General features: G+C 64.8%; 30 protein-coding genes. 27 read left to right on the forward strand and 3 right to left on the reverse strand.

Going from position 1 to position 22449, the window contains the following annotated elements:
- Positions 1 to 265: 265 nt before the first annotated feature.
- The 24 genes from rplC (at position 266) to MU856_RS16600 (ending at position 12838) form a co-directional block, all read left to right on the forward strand.
- The gene (gene rplC, locus MU856_RS16485) at positions 266 to 1024 is read left to right on the forward strand and encodes a 50S ribosomal protein L3 (RefSeq protein WP_062903064.1); all 759 of its coding nucleotides are present in this window, start codon (positions 266 to 268) and stop codon (positions 1022 to 1024) included.
- A gap of 2 nt (positions 1025 to 1026) precedes the next feature.
- On the forward strand, positions 1027 to 1653 hold the full coding sequence (gene rplD / locus MU856_RS16490; RefSeq protein WP_062901387.1) for a 50S ribosomal protein L4: 627 nt from the start codon (positions 1027 to 1029) through the stop codon (positions 1651 to 1653).
- The gene (locus MU856_RS16495; protein WP_003042207.1) at positions 1646 to 1954 is read left to right on the forward strand and encodes a 50S ribosomal protein L23; all 309 of its coding nucleotides are present in this window, start codon (positions 1646 to 1648) and stop codon (positions 1952 to 1954) included. The genes rplD and MU856_RS16495 overlap by 8 nt, the downstream gene beginning before the upstream one ends.
- Positions 1955 to 1976: 22 nt before the next feature.
- Entirely contained in the window at positions 1977 to 2813 is an 837-nt protein-coding gene (gene rplB, locus MU856_RS16500) for a 50S ribosomal protein L2 (RefSeq protein ID WP_003042210.1), read from the forward strand.
- A gap of 3 nt (positions 2814 to 2816) precedes the next feature.
- Positions 2817 to 3092 carry a 30S ribosomal protein S19 gene (gene rpsS / locus MU856_RS16505; protein WP_003042215.1) on the forward strand — a complete coding sequence of 92 codons (276 nt, stop codon included), beginning with the start codon at positions 2817 to 2819 and terminating at the stop codon, positions 3090 to 3092.
- Positions 3092 to 3472, forward strand: a complete 381-nt coding sequence (gene rplV, locus MU856_RS16510) for a 50S ribosomal protein L22 (RefSeq protein ID WP_003042218.1) — start codon at positions 3092 to 3094, stop codon at positions 3470 to 3472. Before rpsS ends, rplV begins: the two co-directional genes overlap by 1 nt.
- Before the next feature lies 1 nt (position 3473).
- A complete protein-coding gene (gene rpsC, locus MU856_RS16515; protein ID WP_003042222.1) occupies positions 3474 to 4181 on the forward strand; it encodes a 30S ribosomal protein S3 in 708 nt (235 codons plus the stop codon).
- Between the two features lie 11 nt (positions 4182 to 4192).
- Complete coding sequence (rplP, locus tag MU856_RS16520) at positions 4193 to 4624, forward strand: 50S ribosomal protein L16 (protein WP_003042223.1); 432 nt, start codon at positions 4193 to 4195, stop codon at positions 4622 to 4624.
- A gap of 5 nt (positions 4625 to 4629) precedes the next feature.
- Positions 4630 to 4833, forward strand: a complete 204-nt coding sequence (rpmC, locus tag MU856_RS16525; protein ID WP_003042226.1) for a 50S ribosomal protein L29 — start codon at positions 4630 to 4632, stop codon at positions 4831 to 4833.
- A gap of 10 nt (positions 4834 to 4843) precedes the next feature.
- Positions 4844 to 5110, forward strand: coding sequence for a 30S ribosomal protein S17 (gene rpsQ, locus MU856_RS16530; RefSeq protein WP_003042229.1), 267 nt, complete (start codon positions 4844 to 4846; stop codon positions 5108 to 5110).
- Positions 5111 to 5178: 68 nt separating this feature from the next.
- Positions 5179 to 5547, forward strand: a complete 369-nt coding sequence (gene rplN, locus MU856_RS16535; RefSeq protein WP_003042233.1) for a 50S ribosomal protein L14 — start codon at positions 5179 to 5181, stop codon at positions 5545 to 5547.
- A 2-nt stretch (positions 5548 to 5549) separates the two neighbouring features.
- On the forward strand, positions 5550 to 5870 hold the full coding sequence (gene rplX, locus MU856_RS16540; RefSeq protein ID WP_040589516.1) for a 50S ribosomal protein L24: 321 nt from the start codon (positions 5550 to 5552) through the stop codon (positions 5868 to 5870).
- On the forward strand, positions 5863 to 6441 hold the full coding sequence (gene rplE / locus MU856_RS16545) for a 50S ribosomal protein L5 (RefSeq protein ID WP_003042239.1): 579 nt from the start codon (positions 5863 to 5865) through the stop codon (positions 6439 to 6441). The genes rplX and rplE overlap by 8 nt, the downstream gene beginning before the upstream one ends.
- 54 nt (positions 6442 to 6495) lie before the next feature.
- Complete coding sequence (rpsN, locus tag MU856_RS16550) at positions 6496 to 6801, forward strand: 30S ribosomal protein S14 (protein WP_062901386.1); 306 nt, start codon at positions 6496 to 6498, stop codon at positions 6799 to 6801.
- Between the two features lie 12 nt (positions 6802 to 6813).
- The gene (gene rpsH, locus MU856_RS16555) at positions 6814 to 7218 is read left to right on the forward strand and encodes a 30S ribosomal protein S8 (RefSeq protein WP_003042244.1); all 405 of its coding nucleotides are present in this window, start codon (positions 6814 to 6816) and stop codon (positions 7216 to 7218) included.
- Positions 7218 to 7751, forward strand: coding sequence for a 50S ribosomal protein L6 (rplF, locus tag MU856_RS16560; protein WP_062901385.1), 534 nt, complete (start codon positions 7218 to 7220; stop codon positions 7749 to 7751). Before rpsH ends, rplF begins: the two co-directional genes overlap by 1 nt.
- A gap of 3 nt (positions 7752 to 7754) precedes the next feature.
- Complete coding sequence (gene rplR, locus MU856_RS16565; RefSeq protein WP_003042250.1) at positions 7755 to 8108, forward strand: 50S ribosomal protein L18; 354 nt, start codon at positions 7755 to 7757, stop codon at positions 8106 to 8108.
- A 2-nt stretch (positions 8109 to 8110) separates the two neighbouring features.
- The gene (gene rpsE / locus MU856_RS16570; protein ID WP_003042253.1) at positions 8111 to 8824 is read left to right on the forward strand and encodes a 30S ribosomal protein S5; all 714 of its coding nucleotides are present in this window, start codon (positions 8111 to 8113) and stop codon (positions 8822 to 8824) included.
- Positions 8825 to 8828: 4 nt separating this feature from the next.
- Complete coding sequence (gene rpmD, locus MU856_RS16575; RefSeq protein WP_003042255.1) at positions 8829 to 9014, forward strand: 50S ribosomal protein L30; 186 nt, start codon at positions 8829 to 8831, stop codon at positions 9012 to 9014.
- A gap of 1 nt (position 9015) precedes the next feature.
- Entirely contained in the window at positions 9016 to 9222 is a 207-nt protein-coding gene (locus MU856_RS16580; protein ID WP_062901384.1) for a DUF1737 domain-containing protein, read from the forward strand.
- A 41-nt stretch (positions 9223 to 9263) separates the two neighbouring features.
- Entirely contained in the window at positions 9264 to 9746 is a 483-nt protein-coding gene (gene rplO, locus MU856_RS16585) for a 50S ribosomal protein L15 (RefSeq protein ID WP_062767596.1), read from the forward strand.
- A gap of 237 nt (positions 9747 to 9983) precedes the next feature.
- Positions 9984 to 11357 carry a preprotein translocase subunit SecY gene (secY, locus tag MU856_RS16590; protein ID WP_003042263.1) on the forward strand — a complete coding sequence of 458 codons (1374 nt, stop codon included), beginning with the start codon at positions 9984 to 9986 and terminating at the stop codon, positions 11355 to 11357.
- 47 nt (positions 11358 to 11404) lie between these two features.
- Positions 11405 to 12067 (forward strand): adenylate kinase, encoded by a 663-nt coding sequence (locus MU856_RS16595; RefSeq protein ID WP_202988431.1) that lies wholly within the window; start codon positions 11405 to 11407, stop codon positions 12065 to 12067.
- Positions 12068 to 12115: 48 nt separating this feature from the next.
- A complete protein-coding gene (locus MU856_RS16600; protein ID WP_062901382.1) occupies positions 12116 to 12838 on the forward strand; it encodes an SRPBCC family protein in 723 nt (240 codons plus the stop codon).
- Positions 12839 to 12853: 15 nt separating this feature from the next.
- On the opposite strand, the gene MU856_RS16605 is transcribed toward MU856_RS16600, so the two are convergent.
- Both MU856_RS16605 and MU856_RS16610 read right to left on the reverse strand, forming a co-directional pair.
- A complete protein-coding gene (locus MU856_RS16605; protein WP_062901381.1) occupies positions 12854 to 13381 on the reverse strand; it encodes a YceD family protein in 528 nt (175 codons plus the stop codon).
- Complete coding sequence (locus MU856_RS16610; RefSeq protein ID WP_062901380.1) at positions 13378 to 13908, reverse strand: ubiquinol-cytochrome C chaperone family protein; 531 nt, start codon at positions 13906 to 13908, stop codon at positions 13378 to 13380. The genes MU856_RS16605 and MU856_RS16610 overlap by 4 nt, the downstream gene beginning before the upstream one ends.
- Positions 13909 to 14079: 171 nt before the next feature.
- On the opposite strand from MU856_RS16610, the gene MU856_RS16615 reads away from it, so the two are divergent.
- A complete protein-coding gene (locus MU856_RS16615) occupies positions 14080 to 14568 on the forward strand; it encodes an outer membrane protein assembly factor BamE (protein WP_062901379.1) in 489 nt (162 codons plus the stop codon).
- A gap of 70 nt (positions 14569 to 14638) precedes the next feature.
- Here MU856_RS16615 and MU856_RS16620 read toward each other — a convergent pair whose 3' ends face one another.
- Positions 14639 to 16903 (reverse strand): NADP-dependent malic enzyme, encoded by a 2265-nt coding sequence (locus tag MU856_RS16620; RefSeq protein ID WP_062901378.1) that lies wholly within the window; start codon positions 16901 to 16903, stop codon positions 14639 to 14641.
- Between the two features lie 132 nt (positions 16904 to 17035).
- Between MU856_RS16620 and mutS the strand changes: the two genes are divergently transcribed.
- Together mutS and MU856_RS16630 are read left to right on the forward strand one after the other, a co-directional pair.
- Positions 17036 to 19696: a DNA mismatch repair protein MutS gene (gene mutS / locus MU856_RS16625; RefSeq protein ID WP_062901377.1), complete on the forward strand. Its 2661-nt coding sequence runs from the start codon at positions 17036 to 17038 to the stop codon at positions 19694 to 19696.
- Entirely contained in the window at positions 19693 to 22449 is a 2757-nt protein-coding gene (locus MU856_RS16630; protein ID WP_062901376.1) for a [protein-PII] uridylyltransferase, read from the forward strand. The genes mutS and MU856_RS16630 overlap by 4 nt, the downstream gene beginning before the upstream one ends.

The raw sequence follows: 22449 nt of genomic DNA on the forward strand, positions 1-22449 counted from the left end.
TAGAAGCGGCCGATAGGCCGCACTGAAACCGCCCTGGGTTCCTGCTTTCGCAGGAACACATTCAGGTTTCGGAGGATACCGCCGGATTTATCCGGGCTGCGTCCCCCGTCTTGCCGCTGATCCCACGGGAAAGCGGCACCTCAGCCCGGACGGGGCGATGCATCGAAATTTCGGGCTGGGAGGGCCGTCATCGAGCGCAGGTTCGGTGGGGTCCACATGCCGTGCGGAAATGGTTCTGCCCGGCCTCTGTTAGGAGTGAATGATCATGCGCACTGGCGTGATCGCGAAAAAAATGGGGATGACCCGCCTGTTTCAGGACGATGGCCGCCATGTGCCCGTCACCGTTCTGAGCCTCGAAGGCTGCCAGGTCGTCTCGGTTCGCGAAAAGGAACGCGACGGCTATGTGGCCGTCCAGCTCGGTGCCGGCTCGGCAAAGGCGAAGAATGTCGCCAAGCCGCAGCGCGGGGCCTATGGCAAGGCCGAGGTTGAGCCCAAGGCGAAGCTCGTCGAATTCCGCGTCGCTGACGACGCGACGCTTGACGTCGGCGCCGAACTGTCGGCCGACCATTTCGTCGCCGGCCAGATGGTCGATATCCAGGGTGTCACCCAGGGTAAGGGCTTTGCCGGTGCGATGAAGCGCTGGGGTTTCGGCGGTATGCGCGCCACCCACGGTGTTTCCATCAGCCACCGTGCTCATGGTTCGACCGGTAACCGTCAGGATCCGGGCCGCGTCTTCAAGAACAAGAAGATGGCTGGCCACATGGGCGCGCGCAATCGCACCCAGCAGAATCTCGAAATCGTCCGCACCGACGCCGAGCGCGGTCTTCTCTTCGTCAAGGGTTCGGTCCCTGGCTCGAAGGGCGGCTGGCTGCTGGTTCGCGATGCGATGAAACTGCCGCGCCACCCCGAAGCCCCCTATCCGGCGGCGGTCAAGAGCGCGGCGAACAGCAACAATGCCCCGGCTGAAGCCCCTGCGGAAGCAGAGGTCGAAACGACCGCGGCCGACGGCGCACAGGAGTCCTGATCATGAAGGTCAAGGTACAGACCCTCGATGGCAAGGCTGGCGCCGACATCGATCTTAACGACGACGTCTTCGGCGTCGACGCGCGGGCGGACATCCTCCACCGCGTCGTCGCCTGGCAGCTCGAAAAGCGTCGCGGCCCCGCCCGCGCTGCCCGTGAGCGCAGCGACGTTGCCCGCACCGGCAAGAAGTTCGGTCGCCAGAAGGGCGGCGGTACCGCCCGTCACGGCGATCGCAAGGCGCCGATCTTCATCGGCGGTGGTAAGGCGCACGGTCCCCGGGCCCGCACTTTCGGCCACTCGCTGAACAAGAAGATCCGCACCCTTGGTCTCAAGATGGCGCTGAGCGACAAGGCAAAGGGCGGCAAGCTCGTTGTCATCGACACGCTCGAGCTCAAGGAAGCCAAGACCAAGGCGCTGGCCGGCAAGCTCGGCAAGCTCGACCTCGGTCGCCGTGCGCTCTTCATCGACGGCGATGCGGTCCATGACAGCTTCGCCCAGGCTTCGGCCAACATCGTCGGCGTCGATTCGCTGCCGGCGATCGGTGCCAACGTCTATGACATCCTTCGCGCCGACACGCTGGTCCTGACCCGCGCGGCGGTCGAAAAGCTGGAGGCCCGCTGCAATGGCTAAGGCAAAGACCATCGATGCGCGTCACTATGACGTGATCCTGTCGCCAGTGATCACCGAAAAGTCGACGCTGCTCAGCGAAAACGACGCCGTCGTCTTCCGCGTCGCCAACGACGCAACGAAGCCGGCGATCAAGGCCGCCGTCGAGGCGCTGTTCGATGTCAAGGTGCTCAGCGTGAACACGCTGGTCACCAAGGGCAAGACCAAGCGCTGGAAGGGCAAGCCCTACACCCGCAGCGACGTGAAGAAGGCGATCGTTCGCCTGGCCGAAGGCCAGTCGATCGACGTCACCACCGGCGTCTGACGGATAGGGGAAGGCAGAGAAAATGGCACTCAAATCCTATAATCCGACCAGCCCTGGACAGCGTGGCCTGATCCTCGTCGACAAATCGTCGCTGTGGAAGGGCAAGCCCGTCAAGGCGCTGACCGAAGGCAAGCGCAAGACCGGCGGCCGCAACAACAAGGGCCACGTGACCTCGCGCGGCATCGCCGGCGGTCACAAGCAAAAATATCGCTTCATCGACTTCAAGCGTCGCAAGTGGGGCGTTCCGGCGACCGTCGAACGGCTCGAATATGACCCGAACCGTACGGCGTTCATCGCGCTCATCAAATATGAGGACGGTGATCTCGCCTATATCCTGGCGCCGCAGCGCCTGGCGGTCGGCGATACGGTCGTCGCGGACAAGAAGACCGACGTGAAGCCCGGCAATGCGATGGAATTGTCGCAGATGCCGGTCGGCACGATCGTCCACAATATCGAGATGAAGCCGGGCAAGGGCGGCCAGATCGCCCGTTCGGCCGGCACTTATGCGCAGGTCGTCGGTCGTGACCGCGGTCTTGTCATCGTGCGTCTCGGTTCGGGCGAACAGCGCTACATTCGCGGCGAGTGCATGGGCACGGTCGGTGCGGTGTCGAACCCCGACAACCAGAACACCAACCTGGGCAAGGCCGGCCGCAGCCGCTGGCTCGGCAAGCGTCCGCTGACCCGCGGCGTCGCCAAGAACCCGGTCGACCACCCGCACGGCGGTGGTGAAGGCCGGACCTCGGGCGGCCGTCACCCGGTCACCCCGTGGGGCAAGCCGACCAAGGGCGCCCGTACCCGCCACAACAAGTCGACCGACAAGATGATCATCCGGTCGCGTCACGCGAAGAAGAAGAGGTAAGCCATGGCACGCTCGGTCTGGAAGGGTCCGTTCGTCGACCTTCATCTCCTCAAGAAAGCCGAAGCGGCTCAGGACGGCGGCAGCTCTGCCCCGATCAAGACCTGGTCGCGTCGCTCCACCATCCTGCCGCAGTTCGTCGGGCTGACCTTCAACGTCTACAACGGCCGCAAGTTCGTGCCGGTGTCGGTCAATGAAGACATGGTCGGCATGAAGCTGGGTGAATTTGCGCCGACGCGCTTCTTCCCCGGTCACGCGGCCGACAAGAAGGGCAAACGCTAATGGGCAAGGAAAAATCCCCTCGCCGCGTTGCGGACAATGAGGCGCTGTCGGTCGGCACGCAGATTCGCGGTTCGGCGCAGAAGCTGAACCTCGTTGCCGCTCTGATCCGCGGCCGCAAGGTCGAAGACGCGATGAACGTCCTCGCTTTCTCGAAGAAGGCGATGGCTGTCGACGTGCGCAAGGTTCTCGCCAGCGCCGTCGCCAACGCGGAAAACAATCACAACCTCGATGTCGATGCACTCGTCGTCAAGGAAGCGAGCGTCGGCAAGTCGTTCACGATGAAGCGCTGGCATGCGCGCGGCCGCGGCAAATCGACCCGGATCGAAAAGCCGTTCAGCCGCATCCGCATCGTCGTGCGCGAACAGGAAGAAGAGGCGTAAGATGGGCCAGAAGAGCAATCCGATCGGCCTGCGCCTGCAGGTCAACCGCACCTGGGACAGCCGCTGGTTCGCGGAAGGCCAGGATTATGGACGCATGCTTATCGAGGATCTGAAGATCCGCAAATATGTGTTCAAGACCCTGCCGCAGGCCGCGATTTCGAAGGTCGTCATCGAACGTCCGGCGAAGCTGTGCCGCGTGTCGATCTATGCCGCCCGTCCGGGTGTCATCATCGGCAAGAAGGGCGCGGACATCGAAAAGCTGCGCAAGGCGCTCGGTGAAATGACCGGCAGCGACGTGAGCCTGAACATCGTCGAAATCCGCAAGCCGGAAGTCGATGCCAAGCTCGTCGCGCAGGGCATTGCCGACCAGCTCGAACGCCGCGTTGCCTTCCGCCGTGCGATGAAGCGCGCGGTTCAGTCGGCGATGCGTCTGGGCGCCGAAGGCATCCGCATCAACTGTGCGGGTCGTCTCGGCGGCGCGGAAATCGCCCGCACCGAATGGTATCGCGAAGGCCGCGTTCCGCTGCACACGCTGCGTGCGAACGTCGATTATGCCGAGGCCGAAGCCCACACCGCCTATGGCGTGTGCGGCATGAAGGTCTGGATCTTCAAGGGCGAGATCCTGGGCCACGACCCGATGGCGACCGACCGGCTGATGCTCGACGCGCAGACGTCGGGCGTTCGCCCGGCGCGCGATGAACGCCGTTAAGGAACGCTGACATGTTGCAACCGAAGAAAACCAAGTTCCGCAAGGCCTTCAAGGGCCGCATCCATGGCAATGCCAAGGGTGGCACCAGCCTGAACTTCGGCTCCTACGGCCTGAAGGCGATGGAACCCGAGCGCATCACCGCGCGCCAGATCGAAGCGGCCCGCCGTGCGATCAGCCGTGCGATCAAGCGTCAGGGCCGCCTCTGGATCCGCGTGTTTCCCGACCTTCCCGTGTCGTCGAAGCCCGCCGAAGTCCGTATGGGTAAGGGCAAGGGCGCGCCCGAATATTGGGCCGCCCGCGTCAAGCCCGGCCGCATCCTGTTCGAACTCGACGGCGTTCCTGGCCCCGTGGCCGCGCTGGCGTTCGAGCGTGCGGCGATGAAGCTGCCGATCAAGACGAAGGTCGTCGCCCGCCTCGGCGACACCTCGCACCTGGAGGGTTGAGGGCCATGGCCAAGACCGAAGATGTGACCAAGAAGACCGACGACCAGCTCGCCGAACAGCTTGGCGAACTGAAGCGCGAGGCATTCAACCTCCGTTTCCAGGCCGCCACGGGCCAGCTCGAAAAGGCTTCGCGGGTCAAGGAAGTGCGGCGCACGATCGCCCGTATCAAGACCGAACAAACCGCGCGCGTTCGCGCGGCGGCGAAGTAAGGAGACTGTCATGCCGAAGCGCATTCTGACCGGCACGGTAGTGTCCGACAAGGGCGACAAGACCGTCGTGGTGAAGGTGGAGCGTAAGGTGAAGCACCCGCTCTACGGCAAGATCATCCGGCGTTCGAAGAAGTATCACGCCCATGATGAGGACAACGCCATCAAGGCTGGCGAAACCGTCCGCATCGAGGAAACGAAGCCGATTTCGAAGCTGAAGACGTGGAAGGTTCTCGAAAAGGTCGAAACCTCCACCAAGCCGAAAGCGGCCGAAGCCTGAGGGCTTCACGCAAGTTTCACGGAACCGCCGGGATGGCCCGGTAGGCCAAGGAAGAAGGAAATGCATCGATGATCCAGATGCAGTCACAACTGGAAGTCGCCGACAACAGCGGCGCGAAGCGCGTCCAGTGCATCAAGGTGCTGGGCGGCTCGAAGCGTCGCACGGCCGGCGTGGGCGACCTTATCGTCGTCTCGATCAAGGAAGCCCAGCCGCGCGGCAAGGTGAAGAAGGGCGACGTGCATCGTGCCGTCATCGTTCGCACCGCGAAGGACGTTCGTCGTGCCGACGGTTCGGTGATCCGTTTCGACAGCAACGCCGCCGTGCTCGTCAACAAGAATGAAGAGCCGATCGGCACCCGTATCTTCGGCCCCGTCGTCCGCGAACTGCGCGGTAAGGGCTATATGAAGATCATCAGCCTGGCGCCGGAGGTGCTTTGACCATGGGTATGGCCAAGATCAAGAAGGGTGACACCGTCGTCGTCCTGTCCGGCAAGGACAAGGGCAAGACCGGCGAAGTGACGCAGAGCCTGCCGAAGGACGGCAAGGTCGTCGTCGCGGGCGTCAACATCATCACCCGCCACAAGAAGCCGAACCAGCAGGATCCGCAGGGCGGCCTCGAGCGCAAGGAAGCGCCGCTGCACGTCAGCAAGGTCGCGGTTGCCGATCCCAAGACTGGCAAGCCGACGCGCGTCCGCTTTGAAACCAAGGACGGCAAGAAGGTCCGCGTGGCCGTGAAGTCCGGGGAGACGATCAATGGCTGACAACTACACCCCGCGCATGCGCAAGCTCTATGACGACCAGATCGTCAAGGCGATGACCGAAAAGTTCGGTTACAAGAATGCGATGGAAGTTCCGAAGATCGAGAAGATCACGCTCAACATGGGTGTGGGCGATGCGGTCCAGGACAAGAAGAAGGTCGAAACGGCCGCTTCGGAAATGGAACTGATCGCGGGCCAGAAGCCCGTTATCACCAAGGCGAAGAAGTCGATTGCCGGCTTCAAGCTGCGTGAAGGCATGCCGATCGGCTGCAAGGTGACGCTGCGTCGCGAGCGGATGTATGAATTCCTCGACCGCCTCATCACCATCGCGATGCCGCGCATCCGCGACTTCCGCGGCGTGTCGCCGAAGAGCTTCGACGGTCGGGGCAACTATGCCCTCGGCCTGAAGGAACAGATCATCTTCCCCGAGATCAACTATGACCGCATCGATCAAGTGCGCGGCATGGATGTGATCGTGACCACGTCGGCACGTACGGACGAGGAAGCCCGCGAACTGCTCAAGCTGTTCGGCTTCCCCTTCCCGATCGAAGCCCAGGCCAAGGAAGCCGCCTGAGTCCCCGCTGGGGATCCTCGGGCCGGACAGGAACAAGGAAAGAGAACTTAAGTCATGGCGAAACTGAGTTCGGTGAACAAGAATGAGCGTCGCAAGAAGCTGGTGAAGAAATATGCCGGCCGCTATGCGAAACTGAAGGCTATTGCGGCCGACACCACGCTCGACGACGGCGAGCGTCTGATCGCGCGCCTCAAGATGGCGGAAATTCCGCGCAACGGTAACCCGACCCGTATCCGTAACCGGTGCGAACTGACGGGCCGTCCGCGCGCTTATTATCGCAAATTCCGGCTGTGCCGTATTCAGCTCCGCGATCTGGCCAACAAGGGCCTGATCCCCGGCGTTGTGAAGTCGAGCTGGTAAGGAACACGCAACATGGCAATGACCGATCCTTTGGGTGATATGCTCACCCGCATCCGCAACGGCCAGCAGGCGAAGAAGGACAGCGTCCTGACGCCGGCTTCGACGCTGCGTGTCCGCGTTCTCGACGTGCTCAAGCGCGAAGGCTACATCCGTGGCTACAGCGAAGAAGTGCTCGGCACCAAGGGCCAGCACAAGGGCATCCGCATCGAGCTCAAATATTTCGAAGGCCAGCCGGCGATCCGCCACGTGGCGCGCGTCTCGAAGCCGGGCCGCCGCGTCTATTCGGGTTCGAAAGAACTGCCGGTGGTTCGCAACGGCCTGGGCATCACCATCGTGTCGACCCCGCGCGGTGTCCTTTCGGACGCCGAAGCACGCGAGCATAATGTCGGCGGCGAAGTGCTGGCGGAGGTGTTCTAATGTCGCGCATCGGTAAAAAGGCAGTGGAGATCCCCAGCGGTGTTACCGCTGCGATCGACGGCGGCCAGCTGTCGGTCAAGGGCCCCAAGGGCACGCTGGCGATGCCGCTGTCCGACAACATCAAATATGAAGTCGGCGAGGGCGCCATCTCGGTGCAGCCCGCGAACGAAAGCCGCGAAGCGCGCGCTTTCTGGGGCATGCAGCGCACGCTGGTGCAGAACCTGATCACGGGCGTGACCGAAGGTTTCACCAAGGTGCTCGAAATCACGGGTGTCGGCTACCGCGCCAACGCGCAGGGCAAGAATCTGAAGCTGCAGCTCGGCTACAGCCACGATGTCGATTTCGCGGTGCCGGAAGGCATCGAGATCAAGACGCCGGATAACACGACGATCGAGATCAGCGGCATCGACAAGCAGCAGGTCGGCCAGGTCGCGGCGGAAATTCGTCGCTGGCGCAAGCCCGAACCCTATAAGGGCAAGGGTATCAAGTATCGCGGCGAGTACATCTTCCGCAAAGAAGGCAAGAAGAAGTAAGCCATGGCACATCTTACCCCTTTCGAAAAACGCCGCCAGCGCGTTCGTACCGCACTCCGTCTGCGTGCTGCCGGGCGTCCGCGCCTTTCGGTGCACCGCTCGGGCCGCCACATCTATGCGCAGCTCATCGATGACGCCGCCGGCAAGACGCTGGCTGCGGCTTCGACGCTCGACAAGGATCTGCGCGGCAAGACCGGCGCGACGGCTTCGGCTGCTGCCGAAGTCGGCAAGCGCCTTGCCGACGCCGCCAAGAAGGCGGGCGTGACGCAGGTCGTGTTCGACCGCGGCGGCTTCCTGTTCCACGGGCGCATCAAGGCGCTGGCCGACGCGGCGCGCGAAGGCGGATTGGAGTTCTGATTATGGCTGACGAAAACACCACGGGTCAGGGCAACCAGCCCGAGGCGATCCTGGCGCCTGAAACCACCAACGCCGAAGTCACGGGTCGCCGTGGTCGCGGCGGTCGTGATGGCGGACGTGGCGGTCGCGACGGTGGCCGTGGTCGCCGCGACGATCGGCGTCCGCGCGACGAGGACGGTGGCGAAGAGCTGATTGAAAAGCTCGTTCACATCAACCGCGTCTCGAAGACCGTGAAGGGCGGCAAGCGCTTCGGTTTCGCCGCGCTCGTCGTCGTCGGTGATGGCAAGGGCCGCGCCGGTTTCGGTCATGGCAAGGCGCGCGAAGTGCCCGAAGCCATTTCGAAGGCGACCGCCGCTGCGAAGAAGGCGATGATTCGCGTTCCGCTGCGCGACGGCCGCACGCTGCACCATGACGGTCGCGGCCATTTCGGCGCCGGCAACGTCACCGTGCGTTCGGCGCCTGCCGGTACCGGCATCATCGCCGGTGGCCCGATGCGTGCCGTGTTCGAATCGCTCGGTGTTGCCGATGTGGTGACCAAGTCGGTCGGCACGTCGAACCCCTACAACATGATCCGCGCGACCTTCCAGGCGCTCGGCGAACAGACCAGCCCGAAGTCGGTTGCGCAGCGTCGCGGCAAGAAGGTTTCGGACCTGATCAAGCGCGGCGGCGTGTCCGATCGTGCAGCCGAGGCTGAAGCCGCGGCGGTGACGGAGTAAGACAATGGCCGACAAGAAGATCAAGATCCGCCAGATCGGTTCGCCGATCCGTCGTCCCAAGGACCAGCGCAAGATCCTGACCGGCCTCGGCCTGGGCAAGATGAACCGCGAAGTCGAACTGGTCGACACCCCGGAAGTGCGCGGCATGATCCGCAAGCTTCCGCACATGGTGGAAGTAATCGAGGGCTAAGTTGAAGCTCTATCGCCTGTTGACCGGTCCCGACGACGCCGCTTTCTGCGCGCGTGTCGAAGGGCTGCTCAACCGGGGGTGGCAACTTCACGGAAGTCCGTCGATCACCTGCGTCGATGGCCGCGGCTATGTGGCGCAGGCGATCGTGATGGAAAAGGCCGGGCCTTATCCCGGCTTCCAACCGTCGAGTGAAATCGAACCCGACTGAAACACCGGGTTCAAAGCGCGACAAAAGCGAAAGCGAGTGCAATGACTATCAAGCTTAACGATCTTCGTGACAACAATGGCGCCCGCAAGGGCCGTATGCGCGTCGGACGCGGCATCGGTTCGGGCAAGGGCAAGACCGCCGGCCGCGGCCAGAAGGGCCAGAAGGCCCGCAGCGGTGTCGCGATCAACGGCTTCGAAGGCGGCCAGATGCCGCTCCACATGCGCATCCCGAAGCGCGGCTTCAACAACATCTTTGGCAAGGATTTCGCGATCGTGAACCTGGGCCAGGTGCAGAAGCTGGTCGATGCCAAGAAGCTCGACCCCAAGGCGACTGTCGACCATGCGGCGCTGAAGGCGGCCGGTGTGGCCCGCGGCGGCAAGGACGGCGTCCGCCTCCTCGCCAAGGGCGAACTGACCGCGAAGCTCAACTTCGCCGTTGCCGGCGCGTCGAAGGGCGCGATCGAGGCGGTCGAAAAGGCGGGCGGCAAGGTTGACCTGCCGGCGGCCGAAGCGAAGGCCGAGTAATTCGGACAAGGGGCGGTTCCGAAAGGGATCGCCCTTCGTCTTTGTGACGATCTCTATTCCCGTTCGATAGCGCAGGTTCGAGAGGCATTCCGGCCCCGCCAGATGCGAGCGGATCGATGGGGCGAATGAACGCCCCATCAAAAATGGGCCTTTCCCCTTGCGCTTCGTAACCGCCGAACGCACATAGGCGCGGGGTCGCCGGGGGCGCGGTCCGGAATATCCTCGAGGAAACTACCCATGGCCTCTCGCGCCGACCAGCTTGCTTCCAGCATCAATTTTTCGAAGTTCGGCAAGGCGACCGAACTCAAGAACCGCATCTGGTTCACGATCGGTGCGCTGATCGTCTTCCGCTTCCTGTCGTTCGTGCCGCTGCCCGGGGTCGACCCCGTGGCGCTGTCGCGCCTTTACAGCCAGGCGGCGTCGGGCGGCATCCTCGACATCTTCAACACCTTCTCGGGCGGCAGCCTGGAGCGCATGAGCATCATCGCGCTCGGCGTCATGCCCTATATCACGGCGTCGATTGTCGTGCAGCTCGCCGCGGCGCTGGCCCCGAGCCTCGCCGCGCTCAAGAAAGAGGGCGAAAGCGGCCGCAAGAAGCTCAACCAATATACGCGCTACGGCACCGTGCTGCTCACCGCGATCCAGGGCTATTTCATTGCCGTCGGCCTGGAAACGCTCGGGCAGAGCCAGGGCATCGCCGCGGTCGTTGACCCAGGCATGATGTTCCGCGTCGGCGCAGTCATCAGCATCGTCGGCGGTACGCTGTTCCTGATGTGGCTTGGCGAACAGATCACCAGCCGCGGGATCGGCAACGGCGTCTCGCTGATCATCATGGCGGGCATTCTCGCCCAGCTTCCGCGCAGCTTTGCCCAGATGTTCACGCAGGTTCGTGAAGGATCGATGGGCGGCGGCACGATCGTCGCAGTCATCGGCGGCGCGATCATCATCATCGCCTTCATCAGCTTCATGGAACGCGCACAGCGCCGCGTGCTGGTGCAATATCCGAAGCGCGCGACGCAGCGCGGCGTGATGCAGGCCGAGCGCAGCCACCTGCCGCTGAAGGTCAATACTGCGGGCGTGATTCCGCCGATCTTCGCCTCGTCGCTGCTGCTGATGCCGCTGACCGTCACGCAGATGCTGGGCAATAATGTGAAGGGCGACACCGCCTGGGGCGATTTCCTCATCACGATCAACCAGTATCTCGCGCACGGCCAGCCGCTCTATATGGCGCTCTATGCGGCGGGCATCATCTTCTTCTGCTTCTTCTACGTCGCGGTCGTCTTCAACCCCGAGGAAACCGCCGACAATCTGAAGCGCCAGAACGGTTTCATCCCCGGCATCCGCCCGGGCAAGAATACCGCCGCCTATCTCGATTTCGTGCTGACCCGCATCACCGTTATCGGCGCCGGCTATCTTGCGCTCATCTGCCTCATTCCGGAATATTTCATCGCCGGATCGGGCCTGCCGTTCCAGCTTGGCGGCACCAGCCTGCTGATCATCGTCAATGTCACCATCGATACGATCAGCCAGATCCAGAGCCACATGCTCGCGCACCAATATGGCGATCTGATCAAGAAGGCCAAATTGAAGGGCGGCATTGCGCGCCGCTGACGCGGTCGCTAGGCGAAATCCTGACAGGGTAGGCAACAGGGGGCGTCATGACGCTGAACATCATTTTGCTTGGACCGCCGGGAGCCGGCAAGGGAACGCAGGCTTCGCGTCTGGTGGAAGAGCATGGGATGGTCCAGCTTTCCACCGGTGATATGCTCCGTGCAGCCGTCAGGGCGGGAACGCCGATCGGCCTGCAGGCCAAGGCAGTGATGGACGCGGGCGAACTGGTCTCGGACGAAATCGTCTCGGGCCTGATCGGCGAGCGGCTCGACGAGCTCGGGAACGAAACCTCGGTCATCTTTGACGGCTATCCACGCACCGCGGCGCAGGCCGAGGCGCTCGACGGCATCTTGTCGGTGCGCGGCCGCAAGCTCGACCATGTCATCGAACTGGTCGTTGACGAAGACGCGCTCGTCGACCGGATCACCGGACGCTTTTCGTGCGCAAATTGCGGCGAAGGCTATCACGATCGCTACAAGCTGCCGAAGGTCGAAGGCACCTGCGACGTGTGCGGCAGCCATGATTTCAAGCGCCGTCCCGACGACAATGAGGAAACGGTGCGCACCCGCATGGCCGAATATCGCGCGAAGACCGAACCGATCCTTCCGATCTACGAGGCGCGCGGCATCGTCAGCAAGGTCGACGGCATGGCCGCGATCGACGCCGTCAACGATGCGATCGAAGCGATCCTGCGAAGCGACGCCAGCTAGTCAGCCCCCCTGGCGCCGTCTATGAAGATGGCGAAGGGGGAATGATCCATGCATGTGAAATCGTCTTTCGGCGCGCTCCTGTTCGCGGCGACGTGCGTCGCCTCGCCGGCAGCGTCCAAGGTCATCGATCAGAGCGACATCGGTTTCACCGTCGCGCATACGGCGCAGGTCGCCGCGACGCCCGAAGACGTGTGGAAAATGCTCCGCACGCCCGACAAATGGTGGTCGAAAGAGCATAGCTGGTCGGGCGATGCCGCCAATTTCTGGCTCGATTCGCAGGCTGGTGGCTGCTTCTGCGAAAAGCTTCCCGACGAAGGACAGGGCGTCGGCAGCGTCCAACACGCGCGGATCATCTTCGCCAAGCCGGGCGAAATGATGCGCCTGTCGGGCGCATTCGGGCCGCTGCAGGGCGAGGCGGTCACGGGGACGCTGACGATCCAGATCAAAAAGACGCCGACGGGCAGCGCGATCCGCTTCGACTATGTCGTCGGCGGCTATATGCGCTTCAAGGTCGCCGACATCGCTCCCGCCGTCGACAAGGTGCTGGCCGAACAGATGGTCAGGCTCGCGAACGCGCTCGGCGGATCGCTCCCGGTCGCGCGCGGCGACAAGCCGGCCGAGGATAAGTCCGGCGAAGGCGCGGACGAAGCGGCCAAACCGGCGGATAGCAATGCCGATGCGGACGGCGCGGCGGAGGAGCCGGCACCCGCTGATTCGGGTCTCGACGCCGCGGTCGCTGATCTCGTCAAGGACGAGCCCAAGCGCGACTGAAGCCCGCTGCCGACGTCAGGAAGCGTCCTTGTCGCGCAGCTGGGCGAGCGCGCCGAAGGGGCCGGCCTGTTCTTCGGTCAGCACGCCCTTTTCGGCGAGGATGCGGTCGGCATCGGGATGGCGCGGAAAGGGCTCGAGCGCCAGCGACAGCGTCTGCACCGCGGCTTCGCCGATATCGACGCGATCGCCTTCGAGCGGCAGGACATCGCAATCGTCCGCGCTGATCTCGACCTCTTCTTCCTCGCTCGCGTCGGCGCCGATGTCGCGCAGGAAGCGCAGGTCGAAGGGGTCGGCGATGTGCGCGGGGACAGGGAGATCGGTGGCGGCGCACGCCTGCACGACGTCGGCGGTGATGCGGCCTCTTGCGGCGATCCCGCCGGCGACGGCGAACACCTCGGCCTCGACGACGAAGCGATCGAGCGCGATCAGGCCGAGTCGCTTGGCGATCGCGGCGCGGGTCGCTTCGTCGGCGTCGAGCGCGACCTTGCGGCCCTGCATCGCGTCGGCGAGGGTGACGAGGTGCGAAAGTTCGGGATTGGTCATGCGGGCTCTCCGGGCAAGCGGTCGGCGACGACCAGGTCCGCAACCGGCATCGCGGCAAGCCCTGTGCGCAGGGCCGCGACCGCTGCCATGACATGCGCCAGTCCTTCGGCGGGCGGCGCCTTGCCGCGCCACAGATTGCGCACCAGCGCTTCTTCCAGCGCCGCCGATCCGTCGGGCGCGCGATAGGCTCCCAGCCGTCCGCCCAGCGCTCCAACCATGCGACCGACCTGTTTGCCGACCACCATGTCGCCAAAGCCGATCTGGCGCATCTGCCCATCCATGTCGGCGACGAACAATTCGGTCAGTTCAACCCCCGCCAGCGCCTGGTCGGGATCATCGTCGATGCGATGGAGGACGAGCGCCAGCACCAGGCTGACCATGTCGAAGCGGCCGTCGAGCGTGTCGGGAACCTGTCCCGCCAGATACCAGTGCGGCGCACGCGCCGCCGCGACGACGGCGTCCCAGAGCGGACGCCGTGCTTCGCGGGGATCGGGGGCGGATCGGAAGAATTTGCTGATCGAGAACATAGCCCACCGCTTAGGCCCATTCGGCGTCGCGGAAAAGAGGCACCGGTCAGCCTGCAGCAAGCTTTGCGGCCGCATAAGCCGCTTGTGCGTCCCGTCCGCTTGCGGTTAAGAGGCGCACAAGCCAGCGCCTGCGCCGCCGTCCGGCGAGCCGCGCGCAACGGAGACCGATTGATGCCGAAAACCATTGCCTCGCTTACCGGCCGCCGCGCGGGCCTCATCCTTGCCGGGATCGCGCTTGCGCTGTCGGCGGGGGGATGCGCCCAGCTCAAGGGGCGTCAGGGCTATATCGTCGATCCGGTGCTGACCCAGGCGATCACCCCCGGCGTCGACAACCGCGAGTCGGTGGAAAAGACGCTCGGCCGTCCGACCTTCGTCGGTCAGTTCGGAAACAATGAATATTATTATCTGTCTCGCGAAACGCGCCAGCTCGCCTTCGCCCACCCGCGGCCGGTGTCGCAGCAGGTGCTGCGCGTCAGCTTCGATCCCGCAGGCAATGTCGTCGGCGTCGATCGCACCGGGCTCGAACAGGTGAGCAAGATCAGCCCGAACGGCGACAGCACGCCGACGCTGGGCCGTCATCGCAGCTTCTTCGAGGATATTTTCGGCAATATCGGCGCGGTCGGCGCGCCGGGTGTCGGGGGCGGCGCACAGGGCCAATAAGCCCCAGTTCGCAATCTGCGGAAGATGAATGGCGGCGCTGATCGATGGATCAGCGCCGCTTTTCGTTGGATCAGACCGCGATGCCGCCCGCCGCCAGAACCGCCAGTGTGACCAGATCCGAGGCGGTGGACGCCATGGTTGCAATCTGTACCGGCTTTTCCATCCCGATCAGCATCGGTCCGATGACCGCGCTGCCGCCGAGTTCGCGCAGCAGCTTTGCCGACAGATTGCCCGACTGCAGCCCCGGCATGACCAGAACATTCGCGGGGCCCGAGAGACGGCAGAAGGGATAATTGGCCATGACGCGGGGATTCAGCGCGACGTCGGGCGACATTTCGCCTTCATATTCGAAGGCCGGCTGGCGACCGTCGAGGATGTGGACGGCATCGCGGATATTATCGAGCCACGATCCCGGCGGGTTGCCGAAGGTCGAATAGGACAAGAAGGCAACGCGCGGTTCGTGACCCATGCGGCGTGCGACCTGCGCCGTGCGGTCGGCGATGTCCGCGAGCATTTCGGCCGAGGGGCGTTCGTTGACCGTCGTGTCGGCCATGAAGATGGTGTGATGCTGTCCGACGAGGACGTGAATGCCGAACGCCGTCTTGCCCTCGGCAGGGTCGATCACCCGCCGCACTTCGCGCATCGTCTGCGAATAGGTGCGCGTCACGCCGGTGATCATCGCATCGCCAAGGCCGAGTTTTAGCAGCAGCGAGCCGAAGATGTTGCGATCACGGTTGACCATCCGTTCGATGTCACGGCGCAGATAGCCGCGGCGCTGGAGCCGCTCATAGAGCATCTCGACCATCTGGGGGACGTGCGGCGAATTGACGCTGTTATGAACCTCGAAGCTTTCGGGGTCGGCGACGCCCATGTCGCGCAGTTTGTTGTGCAGGCCTTCGCGCCCGACGAGGACGGGAATGCCATAGCCGCCGTCGCGGAACTGGATCGCGGCGCGCAGCACCACTTCTTCCTCGCCCTCGGCAAAGACGACGCGCTTGGGATTGGCGCGCGCCGCTTCATAGGCGAGGGTGAGGACCGAGGTGGTCGGATTGAGCCGGGCGCGCAGCTGCGTGCGATACGCCTCCAGATCGTCGATCGGCTGCTGCGCGACGCCCGTCTCCATCGCCGCTTTTGCGACCGCCGCGGGGACGATCTCCATCAGCCGCGGGTCGAAGGGCGAGGGGATGATATATTCGGGGCCGAAGCTCGACGCGCGGCCGCCATAGGCTGCGGCCACTTCCTCGGGTACCTGCTGGCGCGCGAGATCGGCAATCGCATAGGCGGCGGCGATCTTCATCTCTTCGTTGATCGCGGTCGCCCGCACGTCGAGCGCGCCGCGGAAGATGAAGGGGAAGCACAGCACATTGTTGACCTGGTTGGGATAGTCCGAACGCCCCGTTGCGATGATCGCGTCAGGGCGCGCCGCACGGGCATCGGGCGGCGAGATTTCGGGGTCGGGGTTTGCCATCGCGAAAATGATCGGCGCGGGCGCCATGTCCTTCACCATCTCGGGCTTGAGCGCGCCCGCCGCCGACAGACCGAGGAAGACGTCCGCGCCGCGAAGCGCTTCGGTCAGGTCGCGCGCTTCGGTCGGCACGGCGTGGGCCGATTTCCACTGGTCCATTCCTTCGGTGCGGCCCTGGAAGATGGTGCCCTTGCGATCGCACATGATGACATTTTCGTGCCGCACGCCCATCGCCTTGATCAGCGCGGTGCAGGCGATGGCCGCGGCGCCGGCGCCGTTGACGACAACCTTGATGTCGGCCAGATCGCGCCCGGTCAGATGACAGGCGTTGATCAGGCCGGCGGCGGTGATGATCGCGGTGCCATGCTGGTCGTCATGGAACACCGGGATGTTCATCTTTTCCTTGAGCGCCGCCTCGATGATGAAGCAGTTGGGGGCCGCAATGTCCTCGAGGTTGATGCCGCCGAAGCTTGGCTCGAGCAGTTCGACCGCGTCGATGAACGCCTGGGGATCTTCGGTCTTGAGCTCAAGGTCGATCGAATCGACGTCGGCGAAGCGCTTGAACAGCACCGCCTTGCCTTCCATCACCGGCTTCGAGGCAAGCGCGCCGAGATTGCCGAGACCCAGAATCGCCGTGCCGTTCGAGATGACGGCGACAAGATTGCCCTTGGCGGTATAGTCATAGGCCTTGGCCGGATCCTCGGCGATTGCATTCACCGGCACCGCGACGCCCGGCGAATAGGCGAGGCTGAGGTCGCGCTGCGTTGCCATCGGCTTCGACGCGACGATCTCGATTTTCCCCGGCCGCCCATAGCTATGATAGAGCAGGGCCTCGCGGTCCGAAAATTGCACCTTGCTGCCGCCGTCCATTCTTTATCCCCTACTTCGATTATCAGGATGCGCGTCCGAGCCCATTCCCTAGCGTCGGCTTGGCGAAATGGAACCCCGTGTTTCTGGCGCGCGCGCCTTGCCATGCGAGCCCCAATCACTAAGCAGGGGCGGATGTCCGTTCCCGCTCCCGCCAACAGCAACAGCAAGGCCCCTCCCGCCGCGACGCCGATGATGGCGCAATATTGGTCGCTCAAGGAAAAGGCCGGCGATTGTCTGCTCTTCTACCGCATGGGCGATTTCTTCGAACTGTTTTTTGACGATGCCAAGGCAGCGGCCTCGACGCTCGACATCGCGCTGACCGCGCGCGGCGAACATGGCGGCGAGCCGGTGCCGATGTGCGGCGTCCCCGTCCATTCGGCCGAATCCTATCTCGCCCGCCTGATCCGCGCCGGCCATCGCGTCGCGATCGCCGAACAGGTCGAAACCCCCGCCGAGGCCAAGGCGCGTGGCGGATCGAAGGCGCTTGTCGCGCGCGACATCGTGCGCTTCGTCACGGCGGGCACGCTGACCGAAGAGGCGCTGCTCGAAGGGCGCAGCGCGAACCGGCTTGCAGCGCTTGCCGAGGTCGGCAGCGAAGGGCTGATCGCCATCGCCGCCGCCGACATCTCGACCGGGCGGTTCGAGGTCGTCGCGGTGCGGCGCGAAGCGGTCGATGCCGAACTGGCGCGGCTGGCCCCGTCCGAACTGCTGATCAGCGAAGCGGCGGACGAACAGCCGCCCTCGGCGGCGCGCCAGATCGTTCGCCGCCCCGCCGCCGAGTTCGCGAGTGGCGCAGGGCAGAAACGGCTCGAGACGTTGTTCGGGGTGCAGACGCTCGACGGCTTCGGCAATTTTTCGCGCGGTGAAATCGCCGCCATGGGCGCGATCGCCGCCTATCTCGACCATGTCGGCACCGGCGGGGCGGTCTTTCTGCAGCCGCCCGTGCGGCACGCCGCGGGCGACCGGATGGCGATCGACGCGGCGACGCGCGAGAGTCTGGAGCTGGTCCGTACCATGGCGGGCGGGCGCGACGGCAGCCTGCTTGGCACGATCGACCGTACCGTGACCGCGGCGGGCGCGCGGCTGCTTGCCGACGACCTTGCAAGCCCGCTCACCGACAAGGGCGCGATTCTCGACCGGCTCGATCTCGTCGATGCGCTGGCGCGCGATGCCTTGTGGCGCGGCGATCTGCGCGCCGCCTTGCGCGCGCTGCCCGATGCAGGACGCGCGCTCGGCCGCCTCGTCGCTGGGCGCGGCGGGCCGCGCGATCTGGCGCAGCTTCGCGACGCGCTCGGCGGTGCACGCCTCCTGCGCGAACGGCTTGCGCTGCGCGCCGATCTGCCGCCGCTGCTCGCGCGTCTGCTGCCGGGGCTCGACGGTCATGGCGCGCTGGTCGATGAACTGACGCGCGCGCTGATCGAAACCCCGCCGGTTGATGCCGCGCAGGGCGGCTATATCGCCGAAGGCTATGACGCCGCGCTCGATTCGCTGCGCGAAACCGCGCGAGACGGGCGCAAGGCGATTGCGGCGCTCGAGGCGGGCTATCGCGAACGTACGGGCATCGCGGCGCTCAAGATCCGTCACAATGGCGTGCTCGGATATCATGTCGAAGTGCCTGCGCGGCACGCCGATGCGCTGATGGCGCCTGAATCGGGTTTCACCCATCGGCAAACGCTGGCGGGCGTCGTTCGCTTCAACTCGTCGGATCTGCACGAAGCGGCGGCGCGCGTGACCCAGGCGGGAGTGCATGCGGCGGCAGCCGAAGCCGCGCATCTCGAAGCGCTGACCGAAGCCGCGACCCAGCGCCGCGAAGCGATCGCCGCGAGCTGCGACGTGCTCGCGCGAATCGACGTCGCCGCGGCGCTCGCTGATCATGCCATGAGCCACGATTGGTGCCGGCCGGACATCGCTGACGAACCGTGCCTCGACGTGACGGGCGGGCGACATCCTGTGGTCGAGGCGGCGCTGGCGAAGAGCGGCGAGCATTTCGTCCCCAATGATGTATCGCTGTCCGAAGCCGACCGGCTATGGCTTGTCACCGGCCCCAATATGGGCGGTAAATCGACCTTCCTGCGCCAGAACGCTTTGATTGTCGTGCTCGCGCAGGCGGGCGCCTTCGTGCCGGCAGGCGCCGCAACCCTCGGGCTGGTCGATCGGCTGTTCAGCCGCGTGGGGGCGAGCGACAATCTGGCGCGGGGGCGATCGACCTTCATGGTCGAGATGGTCGAGACCGCCGCGATCCTCGCGCAGGCGACCCCGCAAAGCTTCGTGATCCTCGACGAGGTCGGGCGCGGCACCTCGACCTATGACGGGCTCGCACTCGCCTGGTCGGTGGTCGAGGCGGTGCACGAGGTCAATCGGTGCCGCTGTCTGTTCGCAACCCATTATCACGAGCTGACGCGGCTTGCCGAAACGCTGAACGCGCTTTCCCTCCACCATGTTCGCGCGCGCGAATGGCAGGGCGACCTCGTCCTGCTGCATGAGGTGGCCGAGGGGCCTGCCGACCGGAGCTACGGTCTGGCGGTCGCGCGGCTTGCCGGAGTCCCCGCCGGCGTTGTGAGGCGCGCCGAGGCGGTGCTCGCCAAGCTCGAAGCGGGACGTGAGGCAACCGGCGGATTGGCGGCAGGGCTCGACGATCTGCCGCTGTTCGCAGCGTCTCTCGCCGAAGCGCCCGCAGCGGCAAAGGACGCGCTGCGCGAGGCGCTCGCCGGGATCGACCCCGACGCGCTCGCGCCGCGCGCCGCGCTCGAAGCGCTCTATCGGCTCAAGCAGATCGTGGCGGAGGAAGGATGAGCGACATTTTCAGCGACCTTCCTCACCGCCGCGCGATCATCGACCGGCGCCTGCTCGCCGACCGGCTCGATGCCATCGCCGCCGAGACCGCCGATGCCGGCAAGCGCCGCGGCGCGATGGTCGCGTTGCTGAAGGAGGCCTTGGAAGAGGGCCGCGCAGAGATCGCCCGGCGCCTGCTCGACCACCCGTCTTCGGGACGCGTCGCGGCGCAGGCGACGGCCTTTCTGATCGACCAGATCGTTCGCCTTTCCTATGATTTCACCGTCGATTATCTCTATCCCGCAAGCAATCGGTCGGCGGGCGAACGGATTACGGTGATCGCGGTCGGCGGCTATGGCCGCGCCGAAATGGCGCCGTTCAGCGACGTCGACATCGGCTTTCTTACCCCGTTCAAGCAGACGAGCTGGACCGAGCAGGTCATCGAGGCACAACTCTACACGCTGTGGGACCTGGGCCTGAAGGTGGGGCATTCGTCGCGTTCGCTCGATGAGATGGTGCGCACCGCGAAGGACGATCTGACGATCCGCACCGCGCTGCTCGAGGCGCGCTTCATCTGGGGCGAGCGGGCGCTTTACGATCAGGCGGCGGCGCGCTTCGATGCCGAGGTGATGGCGGGCAATGCCCGCGCCTTCGTCGCCGAAAAACTCGCCGAGCGCGACGAGCGGCACAAGCGCATGGGCGATTCGCGCTATGTCGTCGAGCCCAATGTGAAGGAAGGGAAGGGCGGGCTGCGCGACCTGCACACCCTGTTCTGGATCGGCAAGTTCATCCACCGCGTTCGCACCGTGCCCGAGCTCGTCGATGCGGGGCTGCTCAGTGCGCGCGAACTGCGGCAGTTCTCGCGCGCCGAAAATTTCCTGCTCGCGGTACGCTGCCACCTTCATATCCTCGCCGGACGCGCCGAGGACCGGCTGACCTTCGATTTCCAGCGCGAGATCGCCGCGCGGATGCAGTTTGCCGACCGGCCGGGCAAAAGCCCGGTCGAACGCTTCATGCAGCTCTATTTTCTCCACGCGAAGAGCGTTGGCGATTTGACGGGCACCTTTCTCGCGCATCTCGACGAGCAACTCGCGGCGCGCGGGCGGCGCTTTCTGCCGACGCTGCGGCGGCGGCCGGGCCGGCTCAACGGCTTCGTCCTCGATCGCGGCCGGCTTGCGCTGCCGTCGGACGACTATTTCCGCGAAGATCCGGTCCGCCTGCTCGAGATATTTCAGCTCGCCGACAAATATGGGCTCGAGATCCACCCGCAGGCGATGCGCCAGGCCCGCCACGATGCGAAAATGATCGACGGCAAGGTGCGGCGGATCGCGCGCGCCAATGCGCTGTTCCTCGACGTGTTGACCAGCCCGCGCGACCCCGAAACGGTGCTGCGCTGGATGAACGAGGCCGGGGTCTTCGGCCGCTTCGTTCCCGACTTCGGCCGCGTCGTCGCGCAGATGCAGTTCGACATGTATCACCATTATACGGTCGACGAGCATACGATCCGCGCGATCGGCCTGTTGTCCGACATCGAACAGAATCGGTTGAAGGACGATCATCCGCTGTCGACCGCGATCATGGACCAGATCCACTCGCGGCGCGTTATCTATGTCGCGGTACTGCTCCACGATATCGCGAAGGGACGCGGCGGCGACCATAGCGTGCTGGGCGCCGAACTGGCGCTGCGCGTCTGTCCGCGGCTCGGGCTGAACGAGGCTGAAACCGAGACCGTGTCATGGCTTGTCCGCCACCACCTGCTCATGTCGGCGACCGCCTTCAAGCGCGACCTTGCCGACTTCAAGACGATCCTCGACTTTGCGCAGCTCGTACAGAGCCCCGAGCGGCTTCGCCTTCTGCTCGTCCTCACGGTTGTCGATATTCGCGCGGTGGGCCCGGGGGTCTGGAACAGCTGGAAGCGGCAATTGCTCACCGAATTATACGATGCCGCCGAGGAAGTGCTGCGGCTTGGCCACAAGCAGCGCGGCCGCGAGGTACGGATCGCCACCAAGAAGGAGGAGGCGCAGGCGCTGCTCCAGATGGGCGACAAGGATTTCGGGAAGCTCGCCAAACGCCTGCCCGAAAGCTACTGGATTGCCGAGCCGGTCGAGGTGATCGCGGCCAATTTGATCCATATCCAGAAGTCGTCGGGAGCGCCGCTCCATATCGCGGCAGTGCCCGACGACGATCGCGGCGCGACGCTGGTGATGGTGCTCGCTGCCGACCATCCGGGTCTGTTCTATCGCATCGCGGGCGGTATCCACCTTGCGGGCGGCAACATCATCGATGCGCGCATCCACACGACGCGCGACGGGCTGGCGCTCGACAATTTCCTGGTCCAGGATCCGCTCGGCCGCCCCTTTGCCGAGGCCGAACAGATCGTCCGGCTGACCCGCGCGATCGAAGACGCGCTCGCCAACCGGCATAAATTGCTGCCCAAGCTCGAGGCGCGGGCGCTGCCGCGGACCCGCGCCGAAGCCTTTCGTATCGCGCCCAATGTCTTCATCGACAACAAGGCTTCCAACCGGTTTACGGTGATCGAGGTCAATGCGCAGGACCGCCCGGCGCTATTGAACCAGCTCGCCTATGCGCTCTTCCAGTCGAAGGTCACGGTGCACAGCGCGCATGTCGCGACCTATGGCGAGCGTGCCGTCGACACCTTTTACGTCACCGATCTCATTGGCGACAAGATCGACAGCGCAGCGCGCGTGAAGTCGCTCGAAAAGCGCCTGCTCGAAGCCGCGGCGAGCCGCAGCGAGGAGGCGGTGGCGGCCTGA

The sequence above is a fragment of the Sphingopyxis sp. GC21 genome (genome assembly GCF_025727575.1).
GTDB lineage: Bacteria > Pseudomonadota > Alphaproteobacteria > Sphingomonadales > Sphingomonadaceae > Sphingopyxis > Sphingopyxis terrae_A.

Bases quoted from the DNA above. Each gene is read 5' to 3' on its own strand.
- rplC (WP_062903064.1), top strand. From the start codon at position 266: ATGCGCACTGGCGTGATCGCGAAAAAAATGGGGATGACCCGCCTGTTT.
- rplD (WP_062901387.1), top strand. From the start codon at position 1,027: ATGAAGGTCAAGGTACAGACCCTCGATGGCAAGGCTGGCGCCGACATC.
- MU856_RS16495 (WP_003042207.1), top strand. From the start codon at position 1,646: ATGGCTAAGGCAAAGACCATCGATGCGCGTCACTATGACGTGATCCTG.
- rplB (WP_003042210.1), top strand. From the start codon at position 1,977: ATGGCACTCAAATCCTATAATCCGACCAGCCCTGGACAGCGTGGCCTG.
- rpsS (WP_003042215.1), top strand. From the start codon at position 2,817: ATGGCACGCTCGGTCTGGAAGGGTCCGTTCGTCGACCTTCATCTCCTC.
- rplV (WP_003042218.1), top strand. From the start codon at position 3,092: ATGGGCAAGGAAAAATCCCCTCGCCGCGTTGCGGACAATGAGGCGCTG.
- rpsC (WP_003042222.1), top strand. From the start codon at position 3,474: ATGGGCCAGAAGAGCAATCCGATCGGCCTGCGCCTGCAGGTCAACCGC.
- rplP (WP_003042223.1), top strand. From the start codon at position 4,193: ATGTTGCAACCGAAGAAAACCAAGTTCCGCAAGGCCTTCAAGGGCCGC.
- rpmC (WP_003042226.1), top strand. From the start codon at position 4,630: ATGGCCAAGACCGAAGATGTGACCAAGAAGACCGACGACCAGCTCGCC.
- rpsQ (WP_003042229.1), top strand. From the start codon at position 4,844: ATGCCGAAGCGCATTCTGACCGGCACGGTAGTGTCCGACAAGGGCGAC.
- rplN (WP_003042233.1), top strand. From the start codon at position 5,179: ATGATCCAGATGCAGTCACAACTGGAAGTCGCCGACAACAGCGGCGCG.
- rplX (WP_040589516.1), top strand. From the start codon at position 5,550: ATGGGTATGGCCAAGATCAAGAAGGGTGACACCGTCGTCGTCCTGTCC.
- rplE (WP_003042239.1), top strand. From the start codon at position 5,863: ATGGCTGACAACTACACCCCGCGCATGCGCAAGCTCTATGACGACCAG.
- rpsN (WP_062901386.1), top strand. From the start codon at position 6,496: ATGGCGAAACTGAGTTCGGTGAACAAGAATGAGCGTCGCAAGAAGCTG.
- rpsH (WP_003042244.1), top strand. From the start codon at position 6,814: ATGGCAATGACCGATCCTTTGGGTGATATGCTCACCCGCATCCGCAAC.
- rplF (WP_062901385.1), top strand. From the start codon at position 7,218: ATGTCGCGCATCGGTAAAAAGGCAGTGGAGATCCCCAGCGGTGTTACC.
- rplR (WP_003042250.1), top strand. From the start codon at position 7,755: ATGGCACATCTTACCCCTTTCGAAAAACGCCGCCAGCGCGTTCGTACC.
- rpsE (WP_003042253.1), top strand. From the start codon at position 8,111: ATGGCTGACGAAAACACCACGGGTCAGGGCAACCAGCCCGAGGCGATC.
- rpmD (WP_003042255.1), top strand. From the start codon at position 8,829: ATGGCCGACAAGAAGATCAAGATCCGCCAGATCGGTTCGCCGATCCGT.
- rplO (WP_062767596.1), top strand. From the start codon at position 9,264: ATGACTATCAAGCTTAACGATCTTCGTGACAACAATGGCGCCCGCAAG.
- secY (WP_003042263.1), top strand. From the start codon at position 9,984: ATGGCCTCTCGCGCCGACCAGCTTGCTTCCAGCATCAATTTTTCGAAG.
- MU856_RS16595 (WP_202988431.1), top strand. From the start codon at position 11,405: ATGACGCTGAACATCATTTTGCTTGGACCGCCGGGAGCCGGCAAGGGA.
- MU856_RS16600 (WP_062901382.1), top strand. From the start codon at position 12,116: ATGCATGTGAAATCGTCTTTCGGCGCGCTCCTGTTCGCGGCGACGTGC.
- MU856_RS16605 (WP_062901381.1), bottom strand. From the start codon at position 13,381: ATGACCAATCCCGAACTTTCGCACCTCGTCACCCTCGCCGACGCGATG.
- MU856_RS16610 (WP_062901380.1), bottom strand. From the start codon at position 13,908: ATGTTCTCGATCAGCAAATTCTTCCGATCCGCCCCCGATCCCCGCGAA.
- MU856_RS16615 (WP_062901379.1), top strand. From the start codon at position 14,080: ATGCCGAAAACCATTGCCTCGCTTACCGGCCGCCGCGCGGGCCTCATC.
- MU856_RS16620 (WP_062901378.1), bottom strand. From the start codon at position 16,903: ATGGACGGCGGCAGCAAGGTGCAATTTTCGGACCGCGAGGCCCTGCTC.
- mutS (WP_062901377.1), top strand. From the start codon at position 17,036: ATGTCCGTTCCCGCTCCCGCCAACAGCAACAGCAAGGCCCCTCCCGCC.
- MU856_RS16630 (WP_062901376.1), top strand. From the start codon at position 19,693: ATGAGCGACATTTTCAGCGACCTTCCTCACCGCCGCGCGATCATCGAC.